General features: G+C 65.0%; 26 protein-coding genes and 1 pseudogene. 21 read left to right on the plus strand and 6 right to left on the minus strand.

What is annotated here, in order from left to right; all coding sequences use genetic code 11:
• Positions 1-603: 603 nt before the first annotated feature.
• The gene (locus OH146_RS12185) at positions 604-1,677 is read right to left on the minus strand and encodes a hypothetical protein (RefSeq protein ID WP_265161172.1); all 1,074 of its coding nucleotides are present in this window, start codon (positions 1,675-1,677) and stop codon (positions 604-606) included.
• Between the two features lie 45 nt (positions 1,678-1,722).
• On the opposite strand from OH146_RS12185, the gene OH146_RS12190 reads away from it, so the two are divergent.
• The gene (locus OH146_RS12190) at positions 1,723-2,058 is read left to right on the plus strand and encodes a hypothetical protein (protein WP_265161173.1); all 336 of its coding nucleotides are present in this window, start codon (positions 1,723-1,725) and stop codon (positions 2,056-2,058) included.
• An 86-nt stretch (positions 2,059-2,144) separates the two neighbouring features.
• Here the strand turns inward: OH146_RS12190 and OH146_RS12195 are convergent, their stop codons facing one another.
• A complete protein-coding gene (locus tag OH146_RS12195; RefSeq protein WP_265161175.1) occupies positions 2,145-2,702 on the minus strand; it encodes a hypothetical protein in 558 nt (185 codons plus the stop codon).
• 613 nt (positions 2,703-3,315) lie between these two features.
• On the opposite strand from OH146_RS12195, the gene OH146_RS12200 reads away from it, so the two are divergent.
• From OH146_RS12200 to OH146_RS12210, 3 genes are all read left to right on the plus strand, one after another.
• A complete protein-coding gene (locus tag OH146_RS12200; RefSeq protein WP_265161177.1) occupies positions 3,316-3,846 on the plus strand; it encodes a hypothetical protein in 531 nt (176 codons plus the stop codon).
• 263 nt (positions 3,847-4,109) lie between these two features.
• Positions 4,110-4,682 (plus strand): HAD domain-containing protein, encoded by a 573-nt coding sequence (locus OH146_RS12205; RefSeq protein WP_265161179.1) that lies wholly within the window; start codon positions 4,110-4,112, stop codon positions 4,680-4,682.
• An 802-nt stretch (positions 4,683-5,484) separates the two neighbouring features.
• Positions 5,485-6,462, plus strand: coding sequence for an arsenic resistance protein (locus OH146_RS12210; protein WP_265161181.1), 978 nt, complete (start codon positions 5,485-5,487; stop codon positions 6,460-6,462).
• Between the two features lie 89 nt (positions 6,463-6,551).
• On the opposite strand, the gene OH146_RS12215 is transcribed toward OH146_RS12210, so the two are convergent.
• Positions 6,552-6,941 carry a heavy metal-responsive transcriptional regulator gene (locus OH146_RS12215; protein WP_265161183.1) on the minus strand — a complete coding sequence of 130 codons (390 nt, stop codon included), beginning with the start codon at positions 6,939-6,941 and terminating at the stop codon, positions 6,552-6,554.
• 130 nt (positions 6,942-7,071) lie between these two features.
• Between OH146_RS12215 and merA the strand changes: the two genes are divergently transcribed.
• The 10 genes and pseudogenes from merA (at position 7,072) to OH146_RS12260 (ending at position 15,739) form a co-directional block, all read left to right on the plus strand.
• Positions 7,072-8,514, plus strand: a complete 1,443-nt coding sequence (gene merA / locus OH146_RS12220; RefSeq protein ID WP_265161184.1) for a mercury(II) reductase — start codon at positions 7,072-7,074, stop codon at positions 8,512-8,514.
• Positions 8,515-8,520: 6 nt separating this feature from the next.
• Positions 8,521-8,592, plus strand: a pseudogene (locus tag OH146_RS14060) (four-helix bundle copper-binding protein); the annotation flags it as partial.
• A gap of 565 nt (positions 8,593-9,157) precedes the next feature.
• Entirely contained in the window at positions 9,158-9,460 is a 303-nt protein-coding gene (locus tag OH146_RS12225; RefSeq protein WP_279349018.1) for a metal-sensitive transcriptional regulator, read from the plus strand.
• 35 nt (positions 9,461-9,495) lie between these two features.
• A complete protein-coding gene (locus OH146_RS12230) occupies positions 9,496-9,831 on the plus strand; it encodes a heavy-metal-associated domain-containing protein (RefSeq protein ID WP_265161186.1) in 336 nt (111 codons plus the stop codon).
• A 143-nt stretch (positions 9,832-9,974) separates the two neighbouring features.
• Complete coding sequence (locus OH146_RS12235) at positions 9,975-12,230, plus strand: heavy metal translocating P-type ATPase (protein ID WP_265161188.1); 2,256 nt, start codon at positions 9,975-9,977, stop codon at positions 12,228-12,230.
• A gap of 32 nt (positions 12,231-12,262) precedes the next feature.
• Positions 12,263-12,715, plus strand: coding sequence for a DUF6153 family protein (locus tag OH146_RS12240; RefSeq protein ID WP_265161190.1), 453 nt, complete (start codon positions 12,263-12,265; stop codon positions 12,713-12,715).
• A gap of 81 nt (positions 12,716-12,796) precedes the next feature.
• Complete coding sequence (locus tag OH146_RS12245) at positions 12,797-13,390, plus strand: DUF305 domain-containing protein (RefSeq protein WP_265161192.1); 594 nt, start codon at positions 12,797-12,799, stop codon at positions 13,388-13,390.
• 204 nt (positions 13,391-13,594) lie between these two features.
• On the plus strand, positions 13,595-14,488 hold the full coding sequence (locus OH146_RS12250; RefSeq protein WP_265161194.1) for a F510_1955 family glycosylhydrolase: 894 nt from the start codon (positions 13,595-13,597) through the stop codon (positions 14,486-14,488).
• Between the two features lie 225 nt (positions 14,489-14,713).
• Entirely contained in the window at positions 14,714-15,121 is a 408-nt protein-coding gene (locus tag OH146_RS12255; protein ID WP_265161196.1) for a four-helix bundle copper-binding protein, read from the plus strand.
• A gap of 24 nt (positions 15,122-15,145) precedes the next feature.
• The gene (locus OH146_RS12260; protein ID WP_265161198.1) at positions 15,146-15,739 is read left to right on the plus strand and encodes a DUF305 domain-containing protein; all 594 of its coding nucleotides are present in this window, start codon (positions 15,146-15,148) and stop codon (positions 15,737-15,739) included.
• Here OH146_RS12260 and OH146_RS12265 read toward each other — a convergent pair.
• Positions 15,731-16,450, minus strand: a complete 720-nt coding sequence (locus tag OH146_RS12265) for a cation diffusion facilitator family transporter (protein ID WP_265161200.1) — start codon at positions 16,448-16,450, stop codon at positions 15,731-15,733. The two genes, OH146_RS12260 and OH146_RS12265, sit on opposite strands and share 9 nt — an antisense overlap.
• The gene (gene cmtR / locus OH146_RS12270; protein WP_141879680.1) at positions 16,447-16,803 is read right to left on the minus strand and encodes a Cd(II)/Pb(II)-sensing metalloregulatory transcriptional regulator CmtR; all 357 of its coding nucleotides are present in this window, start codon (positions 16,801-16,803) and stop codon (positions 16,447-16,449) included. The genes OH146_RS12265 and cmtR overlap by 4 nt, the downstream gene beginning before the upstream one ends.
• A gap of 428 nt (positions 16,804-17,231) precedes the next feature.
• Between cmtR and OH146_RS12275 the strand changes: the two genes are divergently transcribed.
• Genes OH146_RS12275 through OH146_RS12285 form a run of 3 tightly spaced genes read left to right on the plus strand, consistent with a single transcriptional unit; the run spans position 17,232 to position 20,976 of the window.
• Positions 17,232-18,068, plus strand: a complete 837-nt coding sequence (locus OH146_RS12275) for a carbon-nitrogen hydrolase family protein (protein ID WP_265161204.1) — start codon at positions 17,232-17,234, stop codon at positions 18,066-18,068.
• A gap of 50 nt (positions 18,069-18,118) precedes the next feature.
• The gene (locus OH146_RS12280) at positions 18,119-19,195 is read left to right on the plus strand and encodes a response regulator (protein WP_265161206.1); all 1,077 of its coding nucleotides are present in this window, start codon (positions 18,119-18,121) and stop codon (positions 19,193-19,195) included.
• A complete protein-coding gene (locus OH146_RS12285; protein WP_265161209.1) occupies positions 19,192-20,976 on the plus strand; it encodes an ATP-binding protein in 1,785 nt (594 codons plus the stop codon). Before OH146_RS12280 ends, OH146_RS12285 begins: the two co-directional genes overlap by 4 nt.
• 14 nt (positions 20,977-20,990) lie before the next feature.
• On the opposite strand, the gene OH146_RS12290 is transcribed toward OH146_RS12285, so the two are convergent.
• Entirely contained in the window at positions 20,991-22,187 is a 1,197-nt protein-coding gene (locus tag OH146_RS12290) for an aminotransferase class I/II-fold pyridoxal phosphate-dependent enzyme (protein WP_265161211.1), read from the minus strand.
• Between the two features lie 139 nt (positions 22,188-22,326).
• Between OH146_RS12290 and OH146_RS12295 the strand changes: the two genes are divergently transcribed.
• From OH146_RS12295 to OH146_RS12310, 4 genes are all read left to right on the plus strand, one after another.
• Positions 22,327-23,853 (plus strand): S1C family serine protease, encoded by a 1,527-nt coding sequence (locus OH146_RS12295; protein ID WP_265161213.1) that lies wholly within the window; start codon positions 22,327-22,329, stop codon positions 23,851-23,853.
• Between the two features lie 106 nt (positions 23,854-23,959).
• Complete coding sequence (locus tag OH146_RS12300) at positions 23,960-24,985, plus strand: glycosyltransferase family 2 protein (protein WP_265161215.1); 1,026 nt, start codon at positions 23,960-23,962, stop codon at positions 24,983-24,985.
• Entirely contained in the window at positions 24,985-25,788 is an 804-nt protein-coding gene (locus OH146_RS12305) for a CDP-alcohol phosphatidyltransferase family protein (protein ID WP_265161687.1), read from the plus strand. The genes OH146_RS12300 and OH146_RS12305 overlap by 1 nt, the downstream gene beginning before the upstream one ends.
• Positions 25,785-26,657 carry a glycosyltransferase family 2 protein gene (locus OH146_RS12310; RefSeq protein ID WP_265161217.1) on the plus strand — a complete coding sequence of 291 codons (873 nt, stop codon included), beginning with the start codon at positions 25,785-25,787 and terminating at the stop codon, positions 26,655-26,657. Before OH146_RS12305 ends, OH146_RS12310 begins: the two co-directional genes overlap by 4 nt.
• Positions 26,658-26,662 lie beyond the last annotated feature (5 nt).

Genomic DNA, 26,662 nt, shown 5'->3' on the forward strand with positions numbered 1-26,662 from the left:
GGCCGAACGAGGTGGTCAACTTTCGGGCGGCGATGAGTGGCTATCATCAAACTATTAGAGGAATCTCGCCAAACAAGTGCGGATATTGCCCCATGTAAGTAAGAAAGTGGTTCACACAGATGAGTGCAATGGACATTCGCGCGTTCAAGTTCGAACCGCGAGGTGTGGTGCAGTCAGCGAGGCAGTTCGGAAAGTCTCGGATGCCACTCACCCCAGTCGAGGGGATCTCCCAGGACGACCCGCGGTTCGCTGCAGCGCAGCTTCAGCACCTCGTCGCTAACACCGTGCGAGAGTCGTTGCTTGCGGAGGGGCACTCGCTCCGGAGCTATGTGCAGCGTCTTGACGGGGTGCCTGGCATGACCTACGAGCGACTGGTGCGCATCCACCGAGGCGAAACGCTCATGCAGGTTGCCGACTTGCTCGCTTGGGCTGCGCGGCTTAGAGCGGTACGTGCGTTGTTGAGCGATCCGGATACGTGGGCGGAGCATCCAGACTCCGACGAAGCGGCGCGCCCAACTGAGAATCGTGACACCGACAGTTGATGCTGCGCTTCAACACAGACACCGATGGTGACGGTGTGAACCTCGAGCGCTAAGTACTTGGTCACGCACCGCTGGCATCAGCGACTCGGGTGATGGTGCGGATCTCTGTGCAGACTGCCCAGTAGAAATCGACAGGGTCGGCGTAGCCTCCGCCGGCATTCATAGTCCAGGCGCCGGAGTGCCCGACACGGCATGATTCGATGTGACGCAATCGACGTGTCGTGTCGTTGATGGTGGTTGCCGCGCCTGGTCCGGGGTGGCGTGTGACGGAGGGTTTCCCGAAGTCGAAGACATACTTCGTGCCGCTTTCGGTTTGCACAATCCAGGTGCCCCGCTCGTCGCCCGTGAGCTCGGTGACAGTGTCGTCAGCGCGGTCGACGATGGTCAGCTTCAACGTGCGAACCTGCAGGATGGCGAGTTCAGCCGGGTCCTGCCCGCTGAGTCGAACGACTCGGGTGCTGGACATCTCTGAGTCAGCCGTGGGTATCGCGGCATCGCGGACTGCCGCACTGGCGTGGCCTCCCAAAGGGATCTTGGGGTGAATGGTCTGAACGGTCTGTCCGGCTTCGGAATCACCCGTGCCGATTGCTTCGTCTTCCGCGATATTCGTTGCCGGGGGTCGGGCGGAGTTCTCTTTGCCGTTGTCAATCAGGATGCTCAGCTTCTGCGGTTCCGAGGAAGCGACTTCGGCTGGGACCGGTCGCGCATCGACGCACACGCCTCGCATGCCAGGGGAGGTTCCGGGATTATCCCCTGTCTGAAGGGTCATGACGGCGCGAGTGCGCAGGGTCGTTCGAAGTGCCGGTGGGAGCGCGCCGAGGTTGCTGCGGATCCACCGCACTCCATCCTCGGCGAGGGGGACATCTGCGGCCTGTTCGATGCTGGGAGCGTAAATAGACAACGTTTGTTCGTGGTCGTGAAGGTGCGTGTTGATACGGTCCAGCTGGACCTCGGCGGCGGCGGCGGTGCTGGTGGGCAGGCGAAGCTCGTCGCTGAGGAGAATCAGCGCACCGACACCGCGTTTCCACATCGCTGTGGAGGCGGCCAAGAGTTCATCGACGTCCACGGTGGTGGCACCGATGAGTCCTATCAGATGCGCAGTTTCCAGATCTGCGCGTGGCGTGCGGACAGTCATGATCGCTCCTTCGGTTTGGGGTCAGTATGGGGGAGTGCCCGTGCGGTGGCGTCCAGCTTCTGGATCTCGATGACGGGGGTAGTGCTGCGTTGGGTGAAAATGACGGCGGGGTCGCAGATTGATGTTCAGATGCATCGGTTCACCGATTCGGCAGCGAACTATTGCCAGCAGCTTTACCGGTTCCTCGTCACCTCGCAGGCGCCGCCACGGCACGTCGGCATCGGCTGGAGTCCGAATGAGCAGCATCCGGTCGAGATCGAGGAGGTAGACGGCGGACATGGTTGTCACCGCGTAGATGCCGGCGGCTTCACCATTGAGCGAGTCCATGGCGTTGATCCTGACGCTGGTGATGCCGCCGTATCAACTACGAGAATTTTGTAGTTCAGCCGAACCGCCGCGCGGAACTGCCTCTTCCAGCGGACGGCCGGATCTGACTGAACAGATACAGCCCGTCTCGAGGCCGGCGATCATCGAAGGCCCGAGATTTCCGAAGCGCCTGGGAATCCGTCAGAGAGCGGGAACCCCAGTGTGACGCGCTCCAGATCGGACATGGATGCGTGCCAGAGCCCGGGGTCCTCTATTCCCCTCTCGTACTGAAGCAGTGCCGTCGCATGGAGATGCTCTGACCGTCGGTCCGACCTCCGCAGCATGCCCTCCAAGGAGGGGAGAGCCATTTTGGCATGTTCCAGATCGGCTGGGCGCATAGCCAAGTATCCGTTGAGTATGGCGCCGAGCCGTCGCTCGTTCAGCCCGTACATCTTCGCGAAACTTCTCTGATCTGTCGCCAGGCTTCTCTCATCTGTCTTGTTTGCGTGAAGGATGAGTCTGATATCGAGGGCGACTTCATGTTGCCTCGCAGCTGCGCGTGCGCGGGTGGCCAGAATCGAAAACGACCTACGGACGCTCTCGGGTACTGCCACGTCTTCGCTGAGGAGAGGCACAGCGGCAAAGACGAGGTAGCGAGACTTGCCGAACGCCTCGGGCGCGTTGCAATACATCCGTGGCTTCCCAGGGGCAAATTTCATGGCGGGATAGTACGCCCTCGCCTCAGCACCCGCAGCTACAAAGAACGTGTAGTTGCGATTCGGGACACGGCGCATCCACACTGCCGGAAAGGAAGGGTGCAGCCTGTGACCACGAACTCAGCGGGTGCGAAAGCAGAGGACGAACGCTCGAAACGTCTCAACGAGATGCGAGACCAGGCTCGTCATGACCGAGGCGACAGCGTGCTCACACCCAAGGACGTGCAGCGTCTGATTAGAAATCTGGCTTCCGGCGCAGCTGACGCCGACACCGACGCGCAGGCTCTGTCCGACCGGCGTGCACCTGCACGCCGACCTCAGGCTGCGAACGCCGCAGCTGGTCCTGCTGACGCCCCTGCGCTCGAGTTGCCGGTGATGTCTATCACCGAAGTGCGGCAGTCCCTGGGGCGAATCCTCGCTCGTTTCAGGAATGAGGGGGTTTACACGGCTCCCGTGATCTTCGGAGCGAAACGCCAACCCGAAGCGGTGCTTCTCTCAGCTGAACTCTTCGACCTCCTGCAAGCGGTAAGTCAGAGTACGGGCATTCGTCCGGAGAACCCCCACGGGGACCCGGACTGCCGTAGCGGGTCTTGCTGACGCGAGAGAGAAGAAAGACGTGGAGCGAGCGAACGACACAGTCGATGACTGGCGGAGCATCGTCGAGAGAATCGAGGAACTCGGCGGAAACGCCACCGATGTCCTGCGCCGAGCACTCATCGATCGGGTTCCTCGCGAACAGATCGCAGCCAGAGTTTCACTGAGCACGCTCGAAAAGGGCTCCGCGGCACCGCAGGACTTCGAGGCGTGGGACGCGCTGCCGCCCGGCACATTCGACCCGAGGGTGGTCGACCAGGCACAGTGGTGGGTTGACGCACTCCGACGCCCACAGCGCATAGACACCTTGCCCGCTCCGTACCTGTGGAACATCATTTGCTTCCTCACAGGAGAAGCCGGGTACTTCTGCACCGCTTATCACCAGATGCACGCCCTCACGACGCCGGAAGACCCGCACCGCTGGTTAGAGCGAACTAGTCTCATGCTGGCAATCCGACTGGCGGGGCGACGGGACAGCGAACTGCAATGCTCCTGTTCCAGCGGAAAATGCCTGCGCGACCAAGTGGCCAATCCCGAAAGCGCGACGCCGTGATGCGGACCCGCCGCCGCGATCGGTCAACTCGACGAAGTCGAGAGCATCATCACCACGCTGACCCCGATCGCCGAGTCTCGCGGACTGAATCAGGACGACATCATCGCATGGCTCGTGACGCCCACCAGCCCCCTCGAACCTCACGCGCGGCCGCTAGACCGACTCGACGACCCCGACTTACTGACAGTTCTCGCAGACACAACGTGGAGCAACCAATCATGAATCACCTTCGGCCTTTTCTCGTGGACCCGCCCAGAGTTGGTGTGGACGACGTTGCAGGCTTGCTCCTCTTGGACGTCGACGGGGTCATTAACCGGCTCGATTCGTCGACCAATTCCTCCACGCTGCCGACGGTCCTCGGATCCAGCGGCCGGCCGCTGCCGATCAACCTCATTGAGGAAGCGGTCCTGGAAATCATCGACGATGTCGCCCGGCGTCCCGACATCCGCCTGGGCTGGCTCACTACCTGGGGATTCCGAGTGGCTCGCCTCGAAACCGTGCTGGACGGACGACTTAGCGGTGGCTTCGTAGTCGCCGAGCGCCCTTACGGCCCGTTCGTCCCCTCCGAATGGAAACTCCACGCCGCCGTCAAACTTTTCAGCCAGTTTCCAGAGGCCGAATTCGCCTGGGCCGACGACGACGCCATCCCGGTCGCCATGCGCTACAACTCGGTCACTCACCGTCTTCCTGGCGCGCTCCTACTCGCACCCGCCGCGGAGACCGGCCTCACCTCGAACGATGCGAAGAGAATCGTCGCGCACTTCGCGCATATCGTGTCGGAGATCGGCAGCGCGGATAGCGACAGCATCAATGACCGGGCGGAGACGACTCCGTGATACCCGCCCTCCGCTCGAGAAGCGGACCGATTCGTGCTCAGCGCCGAGCCTCCCCGGCTGTGCAGGCAGCCGCAGCACGGGTCCGGATAGCGGCCGACAAGCAAATGGGCTATCGCACTCCGACCTGGATCCTCGGCGTCGCCGACCTCGAGGCCGCACCCCCACCCGCCTACACGCTGCGCGTGAGGGTGCGCTGGACGCTGCTGGTCGCGGTGCTCCTGTGTCGCTGTGCCCGAGATGCTAGGGCTCGGGAGAATTGAGAGCCTCGCGGAAACGTGGGGTCGTCGAGGGTCTGCGATCCCAAGAAGTCGCTTTCGGATGGTAGCTCGTCAGCCCCAGCACCAGGCTGGCAACCGACGGGTGGAGGTTTCCATGCCCCAACTGTTGATTGAGACCGGGACCGTAACGGGGTATCTGATCGGAGGGGCGACTGCCATTTATTGGGTCGCCAAATCCTTCCGACTAGTCGCCCCTTTGCTGAGTAGGCGGGTTGCTCGCAACTTGGCCATCAGTGAAGGTCACCGCCCGCGCAAGCGGGACTAGCTCAAAAAACACACCTTCTCCGTCGAGGGGAGAGCTCTGCCCGCGACCTGCTCATAAACGATCGTTTTCGGCTCGGCTTAACACTGTCTCGCAACTAAGGGTTAGTACCTGGCAGGTTGCGAGACATAGATACGAGACTCGCACGCCCCGGAATCCAGTCGGCTGTCTCTTGATCCGACGAGACGTCCCGTAACCGAAGGGTTTCGAGACAGCCACGGTCTGCGCCTCCGGTGCTGAAGGTTGTCTCTAGGCTGAACCGGTGAAGACAGTTGGGGAGTGGTGGGACCGGCACCAGGTGCCGCTCTACCTCGCTGCAATCGTTCTGGGCGGAGTCATTGGGTCGCTCGCCCCGGCAATTGCGCCGACATTGACCGTGGCAATCAACCCTGTTCTCGCCCTGCTGCTGTTCGCGACATTCTTGAGTGTGCCACTCATCGAGGTGGGACGTTCGTTTCGCGATCTCCGGTTTCTCAGCACTGTGCTTGTCGTCAACTTCGTCATCGCGCCGTTGGTGGCGTTTGGCCTCTCGCGGTTCGTCACCGACGATCGGGGGCTCCTACTCGGAGTGCTTCTGGTGCTGCTGACGCCGTGCATCGACTACGTCATCGTGTTCACCGGCCTCGCGGGCGGCGCGAAAGCGCACTTGCTCGCTGCCACTCCCTTGCTGATGCTGTTGCAGATCGTGCTCCTTCCCCTTTACCTGCTGCTTTTCGCGGGCAGCGACGCGGTGGAGCTGATCGAGGCGGAACCGTTCATCGAGGCGTTCTTGATACTGATTGTTGCCCCGCTTGCAGCGGCAGCGGTGGTGCAAGCGATCAGCCGCCGGTACCGAGCTGGCCGTGTGATCGAAGATGTGATGGTGATGGCGATGGTGCCCCTGATGATGCTCACCCTCGCGGTCGTCGTCGGTTCCCAGATCGCCGCTGTCGGCGGGCAAGCGGTCGCCCTAGTCCGAGTGGTGCCGTTGTATGTGGCTTTCCTCGCTGTGATGCTGTTCATCGGCCTTGCCGCAGGCAAACTGGCGCGCCTGGACGTGCCATCTACACGAGCCGTGATGTTCAGCGGATCGACCCGCAACTCCCTTGTCGTGCTCCCACTTGCCTTGGCCTTGCCAGCAACGCTGGCTATCGCTCCGCTCGCCGTCGTGACGCAGACCCTTGTGGAGTTGGTCGGAATGGTCATTTTGGTGCGACTGGTTCCGCGCCTATCTCGGGGAGAAGTGAGCCCTGTCTCATAACTCAACCGTCTCAAAACCCATGGGTTCAATGAGACTACATATTCAGTTCGTCTGCTTGCAGATGAGGTCAGAGGTAGCTGCAGATGAGGTCAGAGGTAGCTGCAGATGAGGTTAGGGTTGCAGACTGCGGGGTCGGGCACGGCCGCCGCGTCGTGGAATTCGGCGACCGTGGCTCTGAGGGCGAGCAGTTCGGCGATCTGCCGGTCCAGATTGGTCAGTTGCTGCGCGAGAAGGTCTCGCACATGCGTGCACGGGGCTTGGCCAGCGTCCCTGATCCGGAGGATGTCCCGGATTTGCGCCAATGTCAGCCCGGCGATGCGACTACGGCGGATGAAATCTAGCCTTGCGGTCGTTTCCAGGCTGTAGTCGCGGTACCCGTTCGCGGATCGCTTTGCCTCCGGTAGGAGACCCCTCACTTCGTAGAAGCGCAGCGTTTTGGCTGTCATCCCTGCCGCAGCTGCCGCTTCACCGATGCGCACAATACTTCCTCTAGTCTCGCTTTTTCTCGCCTCAGGCTTGACCTTCCACCATAGGGGAAGGTCCAGACTGTGGTGACAGAGCGAGCAGCGCGACCGGCCCGTCTCGCCTCCGACCGCACCAGGAGAATCCGTGTCCGAAATTTCGCCGCCTGATTTCGATCTGGCCATCATCGGCTCCGGTGGGGGAGCGTTCGCCGCTGCCATCAAGGCTACGAACCTCGGTAAACGGGTCGTCATGATTGAACGCGGAACTGTCGGCGGAACCTGCGTCAATACGGGGTGTATCCCGTCGAAATCTTTGCTCGCGGCCGCCGATGCGCGCCACGTTGCTCTAGATTCGAACCGGTTCCCCGGCATCAACACATCCGCCGATCCGGTCGACATGCAGGTCCTGATCGGCGGCAAGGGTGACTTGATCGAGACGATGCGGGCTGACAAGTACGTGGATTTGATCGGCGAGTACGGGTGGGAGCTGCGCCACGGTGATGCGGCGTTCGTTGGTACGCCGACAGATCCGCTGCTTGAAGTGACCGATGCCGACGGCACCGTCGAAACCGTGCGCGCTGCACACTATCTGGTTGCTACCGGCTCGTCCCCGTGGGTCCCTTCGATCGATGGGCTGCAGGAAGTGGACTATCTCACCTCCACCACGGCGATGGAACTAGACGAGGTGCCCGAGTCCCTGCTGGTTCTCGGCGGCGGATACGTCGCTCTGGAGCAGGCCCAGCTCTTTGCCCGCCTCGGGTCGAAAGTGACAATGGTGGTTCGGTCCCGTCTGGCCTCGTCCGAGGAGCCGGAAGCGTCCCGCGCGCTGATGAGTGTGTTCGCCGACGAAGGCATCCGCGTGCTCCGCGAGACGACCGTCTCTACCGTCCGCACGGATGCCGCGACGGGCGAGGTCGTGGCGCTGGTCTCCGGTATCGGTGGTCGGGAAGGTATCCGCGCGAGCAAGCTCCTTGTCGCTACCGGACGGCGCCCAGTTACGGAGGGTCTGAACCTTGCCGCAGTCGGTGTCACAACGGGAGAGGAGGGCGAGGTTGCGGTAAGTGCGATGCTCGCTTCCTCTAATAGTCGGATTTGGGCTGCGGGTGATGTGACCGGACACCCCGAGTTTGTGTATGTCGCCGCCTCGCACGGCTCCCTCGTCGTCGACAACGCGTTCAATGATGCTGCCCGGGAGGTCGACTACCGGCACCTGCCCCGGGTGACCTTTACTACCCCCAACCTCGCAGCGGTAGGAATGACCGACAAGCAGGCCAGGGATGCCGGCATCCTCTGCGAATGTCGGGTGCTGCCGCTTGAGTATGTTCCTCGAGCACTGGTCAACCGGGACACCCGCGGGTTCATCAAGATCGTCGCGGACACTCACACCGGCCTGATTGTCGGCGTCACCGCCGTGGCACAGAACGCTGGCGAAATCGCCGCAGCCGCGGGCTATATCGTCTCCGCCGGGATGACAGTCACCCAAGTCGCGAATCTGTGGAGCCCGTATCTGACGATGGCCGAAGGCATCAAGATCGCCTGCCAGTCGTTCAACACCGACGTGGCCAAACTCTCCTGCTGCGCCTCCTGACACGACCACTGCAAAGTGTGTGCAGAATCCTGTCGCCGATGGGAAAAGGCGTGCGCCGAACTGATCGCTGCACTGTAAGCCAGCAGCACGACCAGAGTGCGAATCAGCACAAGGCGGGGCCAGATACATCAAGTCGGCCACCGCCTTGTGCTGCTCGATAGAAGCGAGGCCCATCACTCGCGCGATCACGTGACGCATCACCAGGCAGCGCATGATGCTGAAATAGACCAGACACACGACCACCGTGGCCCGCAGCGGAGGCCGAGCTCTCGCTCATAGCGACCTGGTCCATAGGAAACGCGTCTCGTAACCTCGCTGCCTCGAAACCCATGCGTTGCGCGACAACTGCCGGGCACCGTGGCATCTCCGCGAGGCCAACCGGAAACCCCTGCCGATTGCTGGTTATGACGAGCGTTTGTGGCAGACAATCCGGGCCATGCCTCTCCACCTGCTCAGTAACGATCGTTATTGAGCAGGGCTGGCGGGCTGCGTCGAGGTGCCGAAGACCCAAGGGCGCGATGCGCTCGAAACTCGTCGCCGAAATCAAAACCGTCAAAACGTCGAGTAGAAGGTTTTTGATCGCTGGAAGATCCCTTGACGTTATACCCCCGGGGGGTATAGTTTGAGATAGGTGGACGGAGAAATGATGGAACACAACGCTACGACCCATGGATACGTCGGCAATAAGGATGCGCTGGTCAAGCGGTTGCGCCGCACGGAAGGTCAAGTGCGCGGGATCCAGAGAATGGTGGAAGAGGACACCTACTGCATGGACATCCTCACCCAGGTCTCCGCAACGACCAAGGCATTGGAGTCTGTCGCCCTTCTTCTGCTCGAGGATCACCTCAGCCACTGCGTGGCAGACGCTACACGCCAGGGCGGTGCTGTAGCCGACGAGAAGATCCGCGAAGTCTCGGCCGCCATCGCGCGGCTCGTTCGTTCCTGACTAGACCATTCACTATCAATCGCAAGGAGCAAGCTATGTGCAGCAGTCACACTGTCAACGATCTCGGCCTGGCCGACAAGGGAAGCAGCGGCTGCGCGTGTGGCGCCGGCCACTCCCACTCCACCCCTGTTGAGACCGCTCTCTCCGAAAAGGCGGTGACGACCACGCTCGCCGTCTCCGGGATGACCTGTGGACACTGCGTCTCCGCCGTCACGGAGGAACTCAGCGCGATTGACGGAGTCCAGTCGGTCAACGTGCAGCTCAACGCCGGCGGAGTCTCTTCTGTGAGCGTCGCCAGCGACTCGATGCTCGACCCCACCACCGTCCGCTCAGCACTGGACGAGGCAGGGTACTCACTCGTCGAGGCCTGATGGAAGCGGCGGCGGTTGAGGGCGTGACGTGCCCCTCATGCGCGCTGCGCATCAGGCACATGCGCGCAGAACCATAATCAATCCACGACCAGTGCCGCTAGGCCCGCACAGCGCGGCACTTGGCTTGCTTCAAGGAGGAACGAATGGCTGAGCATCACCACCCGTCCAGCACACCCGCCCGCCGCGATGATGAGCACACCCATCACCACGACCACGGCGACCAGGCACACGGTGCAGCTCGGCCGAGCCCCGAGGCACACGCCGGACACGACGACCACACCTCGGTGTCGGTCCACGAAAGCCATGCCTCAGCCCCCGTGCACGATGGCCACAGCTCTCATGGCGACCACGACGGCGGGCATTCCGGGCATGGCGATCACGTGGGTCAGTTCCGGCGATTGTTCTGGATCATGCTCGTGCTCGCCGTGCCCGTGGTGGGATTCTCGGGGATGTTTGCCATGATCCTTGGCTACTCGCTCCCGGATGCCGCCTGGGCCGGCTGGATCTCACCGTTGCTCGGCACCGTCATGTATGTCTGGGGCGGTGCACCGTTCCTCGCCGGCGCCATCGGTGAAATCAAGGCACGCAAGCCCGGGATGATGCTCCTCATCGGCCTGGCCATCACTGTGGCGTTCCTCGCATCCTGGGGGGCAAGTCTCGGTCTTCTCGACCACGAGCTGGACTTCTGGTGGGAGCTTGCACTTCTGATCGTCATCATGCTGCTGGGCCACTGGATCGAGATGCGTTCCCTGGCGCAGACCACCTCAGCCCTCGACTCTCTCGCCGCCCTCCTCCCGGATGAAGCCGAGCGAATCGAAGGCGATCTCACCGTCACCGTCCACCCTTCCGAGCTACGAGTCGGCGACCTCGTCGTCGTGCGTCCGGGTGGCCGTGTGCCGGCCGACGGAAAGATCGTCGACGGCTCGGCCAGCATGAACGAAGCGATGATCACAGGGGAGTCGCAGGCCGTGCGGCGCGGCGCAGGCGAGCAGGTCGTGGCCGGAACGGTGGCGACTGACTCGGGCATCCGCATCGAGATCTCGGCCACGGGCGATGACACGGCCCTCGCGGGCATCCAGCGCCTGGTGGCCGATGCTCAGAACTCCTCTTCCCGTGCGCAGCGGATCGCCGACACCGCAGCCGGTTGGCTGTTCTGGTTCGCCCTCGGTGCCGGCGTCATCACGGCGGTGGTATGGACGCTCCTGGGGCTTCCGGATGCCGCCGTCGTGCGCACCATCACCGTGCTAGTGATCGCCTGCCCCCACGCACTCGGCCTGGCAATCCCGCTCGTCGTATCGATCGCCACCGAGAGGGCCGCGCGCGGGGGAGTGCTCATCAAGGACCGGCTGGCACTGGAGAGCATGCGCACGGTCAGCGCCGTACTGTTCGACAAGACCGGAACCCTGACCAAGGGCGCTCCGACGGTCACCGAGATTCACGCCACTGCGGGCATGGACGAGTCGCAGATCCTCAGGCTCGCGGCCTCAGCCGAAGCCGACTCCGAGCATCCTCTCGCCCGCGCGATCGTCAACGCCGCCGCCGAACGGCAGCTCGCCCTCGAGAAGACGAGTGCCTTCGAGTCGTCGCCAGCGGTGGGCGTCTCCGCCCAGGTCGGGGCGCAGCGTGTGCAGGTCGGCGGCCCGTACCTACTCGAGCAGGAGCACGGCAGCGAGTTGCCGGTCGCGGACCGGTGGCGCGCGGACGGAGCGATCATCCTCCACGTGCTGATCGACGGCGAGGTCGTCGGCGCGCTCAAGCTCGCCGATGAGATCAGACCCGAATCCCGCGAAGCTGTCGAAGCCCTGCGGGCGATTGGTGTGCAGACGGTGATGATCACCGGCGACGCGGACGCTGTCGCCAAGTCGGTCGCAGACGAACTCGGCATCGAGCGGTATTTCGCGGGGGTGCGACCCGAAGACAAGGCGGCCACCATCAAGCAGCTGCAGGACGAAGGTCGCACTGTGGCGATGGTCGGTGACGGCGTCAATGACGCACCCGCCCTCGCCCAGGCGGACGTCGGCATCGCGATCGGGGCCGGCACCGACGTGGCGATCGCCTCGGCCGGGGTGATCCTCGCCAGCGACGACCCGCGCTCGGTGCTCTCGATCATCGAACTGTCCCGCGCCAGCTACCGCAAGATGAAGCAAAACCTGTGGTGGGCGGCCGGGTACAACCTCATCTCCGTGCCTCTGGCGGCCGGCGTGCTGGCCCCCATCGGCTTCGTGCTCCCCATGTCGGTTGGAGCGATCCTGATGTCGATCTCCACCCTGGTGGTCGCCCTCAACGCTCAACTTCTGCGCCGCCTCGACCTGCGGCCCGAGGCCAGCGCCCGTAGGCTCAGCGAGCAGCAGCCCGCGGACAGCCGAGCTGCGAAGCTGCCTGCAGGCGTGCAGCCTTAGGGAGCTACTGTGAGACGGGTGGAGGCGCGACTATGAGCATGATCGAAGTAGGTCACGCCCTTCGTCCACGCCGCAGCCTGTGGCGCACTCTGATCTTCTCCCTGGCTGCGATCGGTGCGATTGTCGTTGGGCTGGTGGCCATGCACTCCCTCAATATCGAGGGAGGACACTCGGGGCACGCGGCAAGCAGCCCTGTCGCCGCATCCGCAGATCACCATGCGGATGCGGATGCGGGTGCCGCAGACGCCGCAGCGGTTGACCCGCTGGCCAGCCCCGCCGTGTGCGATAGCGACTGTGAACACGCAATGACCGTCATGGCCTGCATCCTGGCCCTGATGGTCACGCTGATCATTCTCGGGGCCTCTCGCGCGACATCCATCAGCGCCGGCATCCTGCGGCTGCTTTCCCCTGTACTGGAGCTCAAAGCGACCCTCGCTCCAGCAGCCCCGCCCTCTCTCCACGTTCTTTCGATCAGTAGGACCTGATTACGGCCGCGCCGGCAACGCCGGCACAGCCCTGCCGCCCCAAGCGGCTCAATCAACCTTCCTACGGACCGAAAGACGATCATGAAAATTCGTACACTGACCCTCGCAACCGGCGTGCTCGCCGCAGCACTCGTGCTCGCAGGCTGCTCCACCACCGGCGACACCGGGATGGAGGGCATGGACCACGGGTCGAGCTCCTCACCTGCAGACGACTCCAGCAACGCCGAGTTCAACGATGCCGATGTGAACTTCGCCATGGGCATGGCGGTCCACCATAAGCAGGCCATCGAAATGTCCGAAACCCTGCTGGCGAAGGACGGCATCGATGAACGTGTCGCCGCCCTCGCCGAAGACATCAAAGCGGCCCAGGCGCCCGAGATTCAGACCATGAACACCTGGCTCGAAGAGTGGGGTGCCGACACCGAGATGGGCGGCATGGATCACGGCGGCATGATGTCGGAAGACGACATGGCCGCACTCGAACAGGCGACAGGGCCCGAGGCATCAAGCCTCTTCCTCGAGCAGATGATCGAACACCACGAGGGTGCGATCCAAATGGCGCAGGGCGAGTTGGACACCGGCACGAACGCCGACGCGCTCGACTTGGCTCAGAAGATCGTCGACGACCAGAACGCCGAGATTGCTGAGATGCAGCAACTGCTCGACACCCTGTAGCGGCCGGTCACGTGCTGCAGTCGACGTTCACCGCTGCAGCACACCGTCTTCCTCGTTTTCCGTGCCGTCTCACCGTGGCGGCTACCTATTCAACGATTGGTGTTCGATGAGCACACGAAACACATTTCTTCTCTTGGCGGCCGCCGTGCTGTTGGCCGTCCTGCTTGGCGCCACCGTGATCGCCCTGTACCTGATGAGCGCCCGATGAGCGGCCGCTCCCGCACCGGACTGATGGTGCTCGCCGGGGCCGCTGCGGCAGCGTTACTGAGCGGCTGTTCTACCGCCGCGACAGAACCTGTTCCGGCACCTGCGGACGTGGCGGCAGCATTCGAGCACATCCACGGCCTCGAGGTCGACCCCGAAAGCGGCGCTCTTCTGGTCGCTACACACGGGGGAATATTCCAGCTGACCGAGGCCGCCGACGGTACTGAATTGAGCGGCCCTCTCGGCGGCCTCGACATCGACGCAATGGGCTTCACTCTGAACAATGGAGTGGCCTACGCGTCGGGTCACCCAGGACCGGGCACGCCCGACACATTCGGCTCACCCCATCTCGGACTGATTAGAAGCCCGGACCTGGGCCGAAGCTGGGTGAACGTCTCACTGACCGGCACGACCGACTTCCACGATCTGACCATCTCTCTGGGCCACCACAAGCGTATCTACGGTCTGGATTCCAGCTCTGGAACTGTGCGAAAAACCGACGACGGCCAGACGTGGACCGACGGGGCAACCCTCGCCGCCCGCGACATACTCGCACCCGACGAGAACCCTGACCTCCTCTACGCCACGACAGAAGATGGGCTCTCCGTCAGCACGGACGGTGCTGAATCCTTCATCCTGGACCCGCTCGCCCCCCGTCTCTACCTCATTGCGTCCGGCGGGGACGACTGGCTTGTGGGCATCGATGTCGACGGGACCCTCTGGTACCAGCCGCTCGAAGGCGGGCCATGGTCTCAGGGAGGGGTCACAGACGGGGTGCCGCAAGCCATGACCGTCGATGCTGCCAACGGCCGAGTGATCATCGCGGATGACCGCGGCATCGTCGCCACCGACGACTACGGAGACACCTGGGAGGTCCTGCGGCCGGCGGAGTAAGCCGAGCTGAAACTTTGGCAGCTGCACCTCGGGGAAGCTGCCCCACGACTGGGGTCGTCGCGTCATCCACCGCCTCGACGCGGCGGCCCCTCCATTCCTCCGCAGCAGTCCTGCTCGAACCTCCGCGTTTCCAGTGCACTTCGGGATGCCCTTCTCATCTTCTGCATTCCGACGTAGCGTCGCAGACGAGGCGGTGACAGGGACGACCGAACAAGGAGACAGAAAATGCCCGTCATCGAAGAAATGCTGAACACGTACCCCAAGGATCTGGGCGGAGTAGACCGCGCCAAGCTCGCGGAGTGCATCGCTGCCTGCTTGGAGTGCGCGCAAGCGTGCACCGCGTGTGCCGATGCGTGCCTGAGCGAGGACATGGTCGCGGAACTCACCAAGTGCATCCGCACCAACCTGGACTGCGCCGATCTCTGCGCCACCACGGGGGCGATCCTTTCCCGTCACACCGGCTACGACGCGAACGTCACCCGCGCAGCGCTCGAGGCGTGCCGTACCGCCTGTGCGGCCTGCGCCGACGAATGTGAGCGCCACGCCGAGATGCACGAGCACTGCCGCGTCTGCGCGGAAGCCTGCCGCCGCTGCGAGAAAGCCTGCGCAGACCTGCTCTCCTCGCTGGGCTAAGCACCTCAACGACAGGAGCTACAGATGACCGCCTCGGAACACGAAGAACGAAACGACGGCAGGAACACCACATCACACGACGGCACCAACACCCCCGAGAGCGCCACGGGCAGTGCTAAGGCCAAATCGGATCATGGCGACGGAAAACATCCTGGGCACGGTGGCTCAGCCAAGATGTACCTGAAGTTCGGCGCAATACTCCTCGTGAGCCTCGGGCTGATGTGGGTGCTCTCCATGTCGATGGTGCGCTCGATCGACCATTTCTACTTCAATTTGAGCAACTTCTGGATGGCGCTTCTCATGGTGGCCGCGATGGCGATCGTGATGCTGATCGGCATGTGGGCGATGTTCAAAAGCACGAAGACGAACATTGCCCTGCTGGCCGTATTTGCGGTGCTGGCTGTGGGAGTCTTCGCGCTCGGGAGAACCGAGACCTTCGTCGGGAACGAACAATTCTTGCAGTCGATGATCCCGCACCACTCGCGGGCGATCTTGGTGTGCGAAGAGTCGAACATCACGGACCCAGAAATCATCGAACTGTGCGAGACCATCGTGGAGACCCAGCAGGAAGAGATCAGCCAGATGGAAACCATCCTCGACCGGTACGCCTCAGAATGACGCAGGACCTCTCGACCGTACCGGCCGTATAGCTTCTCGTCCGTCAGCCGGGGATGAGGGAGACTGCTCCTCCTTACCCATTTCGCCTAGTACTCCGAAGGGCGATTCGACGTCACCGCGCCATGCCTCGATGCCTTCGCGGATGGCGAGCACCGCGACGACGAGTGCCGCGACGGAATCGGCCCACGCCCACCCGAACAAGCTGTTGAGCAGCAGTCCGATGAGGACGGTCCCGGAGAGGTAGATGCACAGCAGGAGTTGCTTGGCGTCAGCCATGACGCTCTTGGAGCCCAGTTCTCTCCCGGTGCGGAACTCAAACCAGGCCAGCAGCGGCATGACGAGCAGACTCAGGGTTGCGATGCCGATGCCCAGCGGGCTGTGGTCGACCTCGACGGCCCCGGTGAGCGAGAGTACCGAGTCGATGATGACGTAGGCGGCCAGAGCGAAGAAGGCGATACCGATCGCCCGCACGGTGACCTTCTCCCAGCGTTCGGGATCCTTCCGCGTGAACTGCCAGGCCACGGCGAGGGCTGAGAGCACCTCGACGATGGAGTCGAGGCCGAAGCCGATGAGCGCGGCGGAGGAGGCCATGGTGCCGGCCCAGATCGCGACGATGGCTTCGATGACGTTGTAGCTGATCGTGAAGCCGACGATGAAGCGAACCCGGCGGTGCAGAGTGGCGCGGCGCGTGTCGGTGAGGGCGGCGGTCATGAGGCTACCTCCTCGCAGCAGCCGGGCACCGTGCATGCGTCGTCGAGACATGGCACGCTCTCGTCGACGGCCAGGGTGACATCGATCAGCGCCGTGAGTGCGTTCGCCAGGTGCGGATCCGCGATCTCGTAGCGCGTCTGGCGGCCTTCCGGTTCGGCCACGACGATGCCGCAGTCGCGCAGGCAGGTTAGGTGGTTGGAGACGTTCGAGCGGCTGAGGCCCAGGTCGCGTGAGAGCACGGCGGGGTAGTTCGGGCTCTCGAGCAGGGTCATGAGGATGCGAGAACGTGTCGGGTCAGCCATCGCACGGCCAAGCCTGTTCATCACGTCGAGACGGTTGGTAATGGTCAGCATTCACTGACTATACATCACGGGCTGTATTAACTCCCAGCGGGCGGAGTTCACCGAGTTACCTTCGATACCAATTCGAGGTTCGGGGTTGAGGAACTGTATAACTCCTGGCAACTCATCGTCCACGTGAGTAGAAGCTCCGGTCCCGACGGAATGTTGCCTGTCCGATGCCGTCGCGTGGTTCCTAATCGTCGAGGATCCGACCTCCACACGGACCAGCCTGCGACGGTGAACTCCGAGTGCCATCCAGCAGCCTGGACCACGCTGGAAAATTATCGTGCTTAGCCTGGAACGGCCATCCGGCCACCGTAGAAGTGGCCAATGTTCTCGAGCGTTCTGGGATATCCGGAACCACCCACAGAGAGAAGGCCCGGAACCGATTGGTTCCGGGCCTTCTGCATGCACGGTGAAGCCTCGGGTAGCGTGGGCGCATGAGTACCCTCACCAGTCATGGCGCGGCCGAGGACAGTCCTGTCGCCATCGCCGTCGCGCAGTTCGCTCCCGGCAGTGACAAGGAGGAGAATCTCGAGACCATCCGCGACATGGCGACAACTGCCGTCGCGCGCGGCGCGGAACTCGTGATCTTCCCCGAGTACTCCTCCTTCTTCGCGCCCAAGCTCGACCGCGCGACGGTCGAGGCCGCGGAGTCGCTTGACGGACCCTTCGTCGCAGGAATCGCCGCGATCGCGAAGGTGCTCGGAGTGCACATCGTCGCTGGCATGGTGGAGGAGACGGTGGGTGGGGACCGCGTTTACAACGCGGTCGTCGCCGTCGACCCGGAGGGTAGCCGCGTGGCCGTCTACCGCAAGCTGCACCTCTATGACGCGTTCGGTCAGCGCGAATCCGAGTGGATCGCGCCGGGAGCGATCGAGCGCCCCGAGGTCTTCGAGGTCCGGGGCCTCAAGGTCGGCCTGCAGACCTGCTACGACCTCCGCTTCCCTGAGGTGACGCGCCGCCTCGTCGACGAGGGAGCGGACATCGTGGCCTGCCCGAGCGAGTGGGTCCGCGGCCCGCTCAAGGAGCAGCACTGGCGCACGCTCGTGACCGCCCGCGCACTCGAGAACACCGTCTACCTCGCCGCGGCGGACCACGCCCCGCCAATCGGGGTCGGCAACAGCATGGTCGTCGACCCCATGGGCGTCGAGGTGGCGACGATCGGGGAGACGAGTGACATTGCCCTCGCATGGGTGACAAAAGAGCGAATCGAGAGCGTTCGTAGCGTAAATCCCTCCCTAACGGGGCGCAGATTCGGGGTACACGAACGCTAGGCGCGCCCCCTAAACTGAATCGCGAGTCACCGCCCGGGGGAGAGCAGGACATGACAGATCCGTATCGCGTCATCGTGGTCGAAGACGACCCAGACGTTGCGTTCTACATCAAGACGATCTTGACGAAGCAGGGATGCATCGTCCAGACGTTCACCGACCCGTCCTTCGCCCAGCAGGCCATGCGGCTGTACGAGCCCGATGTTGTCATCACCGACATCGAGATGCCGGGCATCACAGGCATCGAGCTGATCGAGAAGGTTCGAGCGGTGCGGCCGGGAACGCCCGTCATCGTCATGACGGCGCACGTCTCGGTCGACTACGCCGTCGACGCGTTGCGCGCCAACGCCGACGAGTTCCTCACCAAGCCCATCTCCTCGTCCGATCTCATCGCGGTCGTGGCTCGCCTCGCGGAGGAGTTCCGCTCGGCGAAGTCGAGCATGCCCGACCCCGAGGTCGTCCTCGCGATCGGGGCGCACCCGGATGACGTCGAGATCGGTGCAGGCGGCATCCTGCTCACCCATCGCGCCGCAGGCGACAGCGTGCACATCCTCACGCTCTCCCGGGGTGGCCGCGGCGGCCACGTGAGCGATCGGCAGTCCGAGGCCTTCGTCGCGGCGGAGATGCTGGGTGCGCGCCTCCACCTCGAGGACCTGCCCGACACGGAGATCTCCGAGAACGAGCCGACCGTGGGCATCATCGAGAAGGTGGTTGCCGACATCCGCCCGACCGTCGTCTACGTCCACAGCGACCACGACATGCACCAGGACCACCGCGCCGTGCACAAGGCCGCCCTGCTCGCGACCCGCAATGTGCGTAGCGTCTCCTGCTATCAGAGCGCCTCGGCGACGGTCGACTTCCGCCCCAATCGCTTCGTCAACATCGACGGCTGGCTCGAGCAGAAGATCGAGCTCGTGCAGGCGCACCGCTCTCAGGTGCAGGTGAGCCGCTATCACGCCCCCGAGTTCCTCGCCGCCACCGCGAGATACTGGGCGCGCTTCGGCGAGGGAACGGCGTGCGAGCCGCTCGAGATCGTGCGGGACTCGGGCGACCTCTCGTCCGGCGCGACGGATGTCTCGCAGGCGCTCAGGGCCCAGCGCAACGCGCGCGCTCGACAGCTTCCCCAGTGAGCACCGACAACGCCCGCGACGGAGCAGACACCCAGATCTGGCAGCGCCCATTCTGGGCGCCTGACTGGTTAGCGCGGTTCATCAACGAGAGATGGAATTCGCCGTTCGTGCGGCAGCTGCCGATCTCGGTGCTGTTCCTGGGAGTCATGGCGGTCGTCGCGCTGGCTCCCGAGCTCGACTACCGCGACGTCGGCGCCACCATCGCCTCCCTCGTGGTGCTCGGAATCGCGGTCGTCGTCGCCGTGATCTACACCGTGCGGCCCCTCCCGTGCCCAGAGGTTGTGCCGCTGATCTCGATCGCCGCCGTTGCCCTCGCGCGCGTCGGCGTCGGGCCCTCCATGACGATGCTCTTCGTCGTGTGCATGCTCTGGTTCGCGCTCTCCGAGAGCGCCCGGTGGACACTCATCGGCACTGGCGCCATCTTCGTCGCGGTCCTTCTGCCCTACATCTGGCCGGGCTCAGCGGAAACGTTCACCGGCCTCACCCTCATCGAGATCGTGGGCGCTCCCCTCGTCAGCGGATACCTGGCGGCAATCGTCCACGGCGTCGTCGCCGATAACAGGCGACGGCTGCGCACCAACGCGCAACTCGTGGCGGAACGCGAAACGGCGCTCAACGATGCCGTCGACCTCGTGCGGCGCCTTCGCGAGAACGAGGCACAGCTCGAGTCGGCTGGCCACCTGTTCCGTAGCGTCCTCGACTCCGTCACGAGGCAGTCGGTCATCGGCACCGACCTCTCGGGCCTCATCGACGTGTGGAACACGGGGGCCGAGTCGATGCTCGGCATGTCGTCTGACGAGGTCATCGGCAAGCGCTTCATCCACGAGTTCCACCGCGAGGACGAGCTCGAGGCGCGGGCGGAGGAGCTTGGCTACCCCGCCGGCGCGACCGTGCTGAACCCCGGTTTCTCCGCACTCGTCGAGGTCGCACGCCTCGGCGGTTCAGAGGACCGCGACTGGACCTACCTCAAGGGCAACGGCGAAGCTCTCGCGGCACACGTCGCTGTGACACCGCGCATCGACGAGAACGGCCGCACAGTGGGCTACATCTTCGTCGGCACCGACGTCAGCGACGTGAAGGAACTCGCGAAGCTGCAGGACGAGTTCGTCGGGCTCGTCTCCCACGAACTGCGCACCCCGGTGAGCTCGATCCTCGGCTACCTCGAACTCATGCGCGACTCCACAGATCCTCTCTCGGAGGAGCAGCTGCACTACCTCGGTGTCGCCGAGCGCAACGCGCACCGCCTGCTGCGCCTCGTGGGCGACCTGCTCTTCACCGCGCAGGTGGCGGCGCACAAGTTCCCGATCGAGTCGGCGGAAACTGACGTGAATGCGATCGTTGCGGCATCCGTCGAGTCGGCCCGTCCCGCGTCTCAGGCGGCCAACGTTCTGCTGCTGTCGAACCCCGCCGACGGGCGCCCCATCGTGAACGGAGACGCGACGCGCATCGCGCAGGCGTGCGACAACCTGCTCTCGAACGCCATCAAGTTCACGCCCCGTGGCGGCACCGTCACCGTCTCGGTCGAGTCACTCGGCTCCGTCGTGCGCATCTCGGTGCGCGACACGGGCATGGGCATCCCGCCCGACGAGATCGCCATGCTGTCGACGCGCTTCTTCCGCGCCTCGACCGCGACGCGGGCAGCCGTGCAGGGGGTCGGGCTCGGCCTCTCGATCACGAAGGCGATCGTGACGGCCCACGGCGGTTCACTCTCGGCCGAGAGCGAGGTCGGGGTCGGCACCGTGTTCATGTTCACGCTGCCACTCCTGCGCGTCGACGACTGACGGCTGGGGCGACCCTAGTCGCGCAGCCGAAGCAGGCGGGCGGATGCCTCGGCGATGACGTCGTCACGCTTGCAGAAGGCGAAACGCACGAGAGTGGCCACCTCCGCACGGTCCTCGGGATGCACGAAAGCGGTCAGGGGGACGGCGGCGATCCCGATGCGGGAGGGCAGGGAACGGCAGAACTCGTGTGCGTCGCTGACGCCGAGGGATGCGGCATCTGCGACGACGAAGTAGCCGGCGCGGGGGAGGAAGGGCTGCATGCCTGCCGCCGCGAGACCCTGCGCGAGGAGGTCGCGCCGCCGCCGCAGGGTCTGGGTGAGCCCTAAGAAGTAGGAGTCCGGGAGCCCGAGCCCCACGGCGATGGCGGGCTGCAGGGGCGCGGCATTCGCATAGGTCAGGTACTGCTTGACGGCGAGGATCGCCTGCAGCAGGGGAGCGGGGGCGGTCAACCAGCCGACCTTCCAGCCTGTCGTGTTGAAGGTCTTGCCGCCGCTCGAGATCGTCACGGTGCGCTCACGGGCACCCGACAGTGTCGCGATGGGCCTGTGTCCACCGTCGAAGACGAGGTGCTCGTACACCTCATCCGTCACGATGACGGCGTCATGCCGCTGCGCCAGCTCGACGACCAGCTGAAGGGTCTCGCGGTCAAGGATGCTGCCGGTCGGGTTGTGGGGGTCGTTGATCAGGATGATTCGGGTGCGATCGCTCACGGCGGCGCGCAGCTCGTCGTGGTCGGGTCGGAAGTCCGGCGCACGCAGCGGCACCGTACGGTGGCGGGCGCCGGTCAGCCCGATCAACGCGGCGTAGGAGTCGTAGAAGGGGGAGAAGGTAACGACCTCGTCGCCGGCCTCGGTCAGGGCGAGGATCGTCGCGGCCAGCGCCTCGGTCGCCCCCGCCGTGACCATGACCTCACGCTCTGGGTCCACCTCGAGGTCGTAGAAGCGTCTCTGGTGAGCGGCGACCGCCTCGCGCAGCACGGGTTGGCCGACGCCGGGCGGGTACTGGTTGACGCCGTCGAGGATCGCCTGTCTCGCGGCATCCAGCACCTCGGAGGGGCCGTCTTCGTCGGGATAGCCCTGGCCCAGGTTGATGGCGCCGTGCTCGGTCGCGAGCATCGTCATCTCGGCGAAGATCGTCTGGCTCAGCGCGCCCGAGTCGTCGAGGAGCAGGGCGGCCCTGGCGCTGCGGGACCACGGCCCGGGAATCGTCATTGTCGGCCACCTGCCATGCTTCCGAGGTTACCGTGGAGGGCAGCAGACGACCGCAGCAAAGGATCGGCAGGCTCCGAGCCCGCCCATAGGATTCGCATAGCTTGAGCGTGGACGCTGGGAACACGCGAAAGGAGCCACCATGACCGACAGGCCCGAGAACCACGACGAAACCCCCCGCGAGGCGGCAGAGGGTCAGCCGGAGCACCGCACGGAGGACCCCACTCCACCGGACGCTCCCGTGTCGATGACTCCCGAGACGACAGCTTCCGCGGCAGATGCGCCCCAGATGGATGCGCCCCCCGCAGGCGCGCCCGTCGCCGCCGCGCCTGCCTCCTCTCTTCCCGCTGGTGCGGGCACCGCGACGAGCACACCGAACGCTGCCTCGGCGCCCACCGCCGCGAGTGACGCTCGGACGGCGGGGCTGGGCGACCGCGATGCCGCCGCGGCTCCTGAGAAGCCGAAGCGATCTGTCGGCGTCGGCATGATCGCTGTCGCTGCCATCGCCGCCCTCCTCGGCGGTGGCGTCGGTGCCGGCGTCTACGCGGCGATTGACGGCCGCTCTGCTCCGACGAGCCAGAGCGGCGTCGTCGGCACGAACGTCATGATCAATGACGTCGACAACGCGACGGTCATCAGCGGTGTCGCCGCGACCGTCGCCCCGTCTGTCGTGACCCTTCAGGTCGCTGGCGCCTCCGCGAGCGGCAGCGGGTCTGGCGTGGTCCTCTCCGAGGACGGCTACATTCTCACGAATGCTCACGTCGCGACCCTGAGCGGCGCGGAGGCTTCGCCCACGATCCAGGTGCAGACCTACGACGGCCGTCTCTTCGACGCGACCCTCGTCGGCAGCGACCCCATCGCAGACCTCGCTGTCGTCAAGGTCGATGCGGATGTGGAGTTCCAGCCCGCCGAGTTCGCGGATTCCGACGAGCTCAACGTGGGAGACACGACGATCGCGATCGGCGCGCCCCTCGGCCTTGCCAACACGGTCACGAGCGGCGTCGTGAGTGCCCTCAACCGCAGCATCACGGTCGCGTCTTCCGCCGCGCCCGAGACGGAGGAGCAGCCCGAGGCCACTCCCGACCCCGACGGCTGGGGCCCCTTCGACTTCTGGGAGTTCGACAACGGCCAGCCCGGCCAGGGCACGACCGCGACGACCACGATCGCTCTCCCCGTGATCCAGACGGATGCCGCGATCAACCCCGGCAACTCGGGGGGCGCGCTCCTCGACGAGGACGGCAACGTCATCGGAATCAACGTCGCGATCGCGAGCACGGGCAGTTCGAGCGCGTCGACGGCGGGAAGCATCGGCGTGGGCTTCGCGATCCCCTCGAACCTCGCCCAGCGCGTCGCCTCCGAGCTGATCGCGGACGGAACGGCCAGCCACGGCCTCCTGGGGGCGACGGTGGCGGATGTCACGGACGACACCTCGGTGGAGAGCGACGTCGTCGGCGCCTCGATTCAAACGGTCACCGAGGGCGGGGCCGCCGAGCAGGCCGGTCTGCAACAGGGTGACGTCGTCGTCGAGTTCAACGGCCTGCCCATCACCGGCAAGACCGACCTGACGGCGCAGGTGCGGGTGCTCGCGGGCGGCGAGTCCGCCGAACTGGTCTACGTGCGAGACGGCGAGCGCAACACCGTCACCGTCACGCTCGGCGAGCTCAGCTGAGGGCGGTCGTCGGCACCCTGCTGATAGGCTCACCCCAGCCCGCGACACCGGTCGTGGGCTGGGGTCGTCCCCATTTTTGGCTCCGAATCTGTGATGACTGGAAAGCATGCCGCGAGAGTCCGCTGAACACCCCGGTGTCTCCTATGTCATGCCGGTGCTCAACGAAGTCGAGCACATCGAGGCCGCGGTGCTGAGCCTCACGGCTCAGGACTATCCGGGCGAGTGCGAGATTGTGCTCGCGCTCGGCCCCAGCGTGGATGGCACCAACCGGGTGATCGAGCAGCTCGCCGCCGAGGACCCGCGCATCCGCAGCATCCCCAACGACCTCGGCAGCACGCCGGGCGGGCTCAACGCGGCCATCCGCGCCTCGCACCACCCCGTCGTGGTGCGGGTCGACGCCCACTCCGTGCTGCCGCCCGACTACACGCGCATCGCGGTCGAGACGCTCCTGCGCACGGGGGCCGACAATGTGGGCGGAATCATGCAGGCGGAGGGCACGACGGCGTTCGAGCGTGCGGTCGCGCACGCCTATGGCTCGAAGGCGGGGCTCGGCGGCACGCCTCATCACGTCGGCGGGCAGGAGGGGCCGGCCGAGACGGCCTACCTCGGCACGTTCCGGCGTCACCGCCTGCTCGAGGTGGGGCTCTTCGACGAGGGCATCAAGCGCGGGCAGGACTGGGAACTCAACCGTCGGCTGCGCGCCACGGGCGGCACCGTCTGGTTCACGCCGGCGCTCAAGGTCGTCTATCGTCCGCGGTCGAGTCTTGTGAAGCTCATCCGCCAGTTCGTCGCGACGGGCATCTGGCGCGGGGAGCTCGCGCGCCGCTTCCCGAGCGAGAACGGCCTGCGCTACTTCGTGCCGCCCCTCGCCGTCACGGGGATCCTGCTGGGGATCATCCTCGGGATTATCGGCCTCGCGACGGAATCGTGGCTCAGCGCCGCATTCGTGATCCCGGCGCTGTATGCCCTCTTCGTCGTCGCCGCCGCGATCCCCGTGTTGCGCAAGGAGGGACCGCGCTCCGCCGCCTGGTATCTCATCGTGCTCCCGTGCATCCACTTCGCCTGGGGCACGGGCTTCGTGCTGGGCTTCCTCAAGCTCAGCCGCAACATCACCGCGCAGGTGGGTCGGTGATGGGCTCGGAGCGGGGCCGGCCCCAGTCGATCGCCGAGCTGCGGGCCGTCGCCCAGCCGCCCGAGGTGCGCCTTCGGGCCAACGCGGAGCACTGGACGGCGTCGCTCTACCTGCGCGATCTCTCGCCCTACCTGACCTGGGTGCTGCTGCGCACCTCCATCTCTGCCAACGGCGTGACGGGCGTCATGATCCTCGTCGGCTGGGGCACAGCCCTGTCGCTCCTCGTGCCCGGGATCGGGGGCGCCCTGCTGGCGCTCGTCATGGGGCAGCTGCAGATGCTCGTCGACTGCTGCGACGGCGAAGTGGCACGGTGGCGCGGCACGAGTTCCCCGGCGGGCGTATTCCTCGACAAGGTGGGGCACTACACGACGGAGGGACTCATCCCGATCGTCCTCGGCATCCGTGCGGCCGGGTACCCCTTCGACGCACCGGAGGACTTCTTCTGGACCACGCTGGGCCTCCTGCTCTCGGTCCTGATCATCCTCAACAAAGCGCTCAACGACATGGTGCACGTCGCCCGCGCCAACGCGGGCCTGCCAAAGCTCGCCGATCGCAGGGAGGAGTCGGCACCCCGGCCCGGTCTCGTCGCGACCCTGCGCCGCGCCGCCCGCTTCGTGCCCTTCCACCGGCTCTATCACTCCGTCGAACTCACGATGCTCGTCTTCGCGGCCGCCATCGTGGGGCTCTTCATCGGACCCCAGCTTGCCGACCGGGCGCTCCTCATGGCTCTCGTGCCGCTTGCGGCACTTGCGCTTGCGGGGCACTTCGTGGCGATCATGGCGTCGCGGCGCGTGCGGGCGTGACCGTGCTGCCGACCGTCGGCGTCGTCGTGCTCACGCAGGGCACGCGTCCCGTGGAACTCGCCGAGGGGCTCGCGAGCGTGCTCGCCCAGGAGGCGGTCTCCCTGGACATCGTGGTCGTCGGCAACGGCTGGCAGCCGACAGGGCTCCCGGAGGGCGTGCGCGCCCTCGGTCTCGCCGAGAATCTCGGCATCCCCGCCGGACGCAATCGTGGCGTCGGCGAGGTGGAGGGGGAGTGGCTCTTCTTCCTCGACGACGACGCGAGCGTGCCGTCCCCCAGCTTTCTCGCCGACGCGATCGCTCTGATGTCTGCAGACACGTCGATCGGTCTCGTGCAGCCCCGCGTCGTCGACCCCTCGGGTGTCACGAATCCGCGACGCTGGGTGCCGCGGATCCGTAAGGGCGAGGCGGATGCCTCCGGCAACGTCTTCTCGGTCTGGGAGGGCGCCCTCGTGATGCCGCGGAGGGTCTTCGACGCGACGGGCGGCTGGGCCGAGCCCTTCTTCTACGCCCATGAGGGCATCGAGCTCGCGTGGCGGGTGTGGGACCAGGGCCTGCGCACCTGGTACGCGGGTGACCTCGTCGCACACCATCCCGCGATCGAGCAGACGCGGCATTCGTACTACTACCGGCTCAACGCCCGCAACCGCGTGTGGCTTGCGAAGCGCAACCTGCCGTGGCTGATCGCGCCGCTCTACGTCGGCAGCTGGACGGGCATCCAAGTGCTGCGTTGGGCGAGGAATTCCGATGCGCTGAAGGCGTGGTTCGGCGGTTGGTGGGAGGGCTTGCGCACCCCTGTCGAGGGGCGCCGCCGCATCAAGTGGGTAACGGTGTGGCGCATGGCCCGCGCCGGCAGGCCTCCCTTGGTTTAATGGTC

This window comes from Homoserinimonas sedimenticola (assembly GCF_026094475.1).
In the GTDB taxonomy this organism is placed as follows: Bacteria; Actinomycetota; Actinomycetes; order Actinomycetales; family Microbacteriaceae; genus Homoserinimonas; species Homoserinimonas sedimenticola.

Coding starts and splice junctions, on each gene's coding strand:
- OH146_RS12225 (WP_279349018.1), top strand. CDS start 9,158: ATGATGGAACACAACGCTACGACCCATGGATACGTCGGCAATAAGGAT.
- OH146_RS12255 (WP_265161196.1), top strand. CDS start 14,714: ATGCCCGTCATCGAAGAAATGCTGAACACGTACCCCAAGGATCTGGGC.
- OH146_RS12275 (WP_265161204.1), top strand. CDS start 17,232: ATGAGTACCCTCACCAGTCATGGCGCGGCCGAGGACAGTCCTGTCGCC.
- OH146_RS12230 (WP_265161186.1), top strand. CDS start 9,496: ATGTGCAGCAGTCACACTGTCAACGATCTCGGCCTGGCCGACAAGGGA.
- OH146_RS12250 (WP_265161194.1), top strand. CDS start 13,595: ATGAGCGGCCGCTCCCGCACCGGACTGATGGTGCTCGCCGGGGCCGCT.
- OH146_RS12300 (WP_265161215.1), top strand. CDS start 23,960: ATGCCGCGAGAGTCCGCTGAACACCCCGGTGTCTCCTATGTCATGCCG.
- OH146_RS12305 (WP_265161687.1), top strand. CDS start 24,985: ATGGGCTCGGAGCGGGGCCGGCCCCAGTCGATCGCCGAGCTGCGGGCC.
- OH146_RS12245 (WP_265161192.1), top strand. CDS start 12,797: ATGAAAATTCGTACACTGACCCTCGCAACCGGCGTGCTCGCCGCAGCA.
- OH146_RS12240 (WP_265161190.1), top strand. CDS start 12,263: ATGAGCATGATCGAAGTAGGTCACGCCCTTCGTCCACGCCGCAGCCTG.
- OH146_RS12290 (WP_265161211.1), bottom strand. CDS start 22,187: ATGACGATTCCCGGGCCGTGGTCCCGCAGCGCCAGGGCCGCCCTGCTC.
- OH146_RS12280 (WP_265161206.1), top strand. CDS start 18,119: ATGACAGATCCGTATCGCGTCATCGTGGTCGAAGACGACCCAGACGTT.
- OH146_RS12195 (WP_265161175.1), bottom strand. CDS start 2,702: ATGAAATTTGCCCCTGGGAAGCCACGGATGTATTGCAACGCGCCCGAG.
- OH146_RS12265 (WP_265161200.1), bottom strand. CDS start 16,450: ATGACCGCCGCCCTCACCGACACGCGCCGCGCCACTCTGCACCGCCGG.
- OH146_RS12185 (WP_265161172.1), bottom strand. CDS start 1,677: ATGACTGTCCGCACGCCACGCGCAGATCTGGAAACTGCGCATCTGATA.
- OH146_RS12260 (WP_265161198.1), top strand. CDS start 15,146: ATGACCGCCTCGGAACACGAAGAACGAAACGACGGCAGGAACACCACA.
- OH146_RS12235 (WP_265161188.1), top strand. CDS start 9,975: ATGGCTGAGCATCACCACCCGTCCAGCACACCCGCCCGCCGCGATGAT.
- cmtR (WP_141879680.1), bottom strand. CDS start 16,803: ATGCTGACCATTACCAACCGTCTCGACGTGATGAACAGGCTTGGCCGT.
- OH146_RS12295 (WP_265161213.1), top strand. CDS start 22,327: ATGACCGACAGGCCCGAGAACCACGACGAAACCCCCCGCGAGGCGGCA.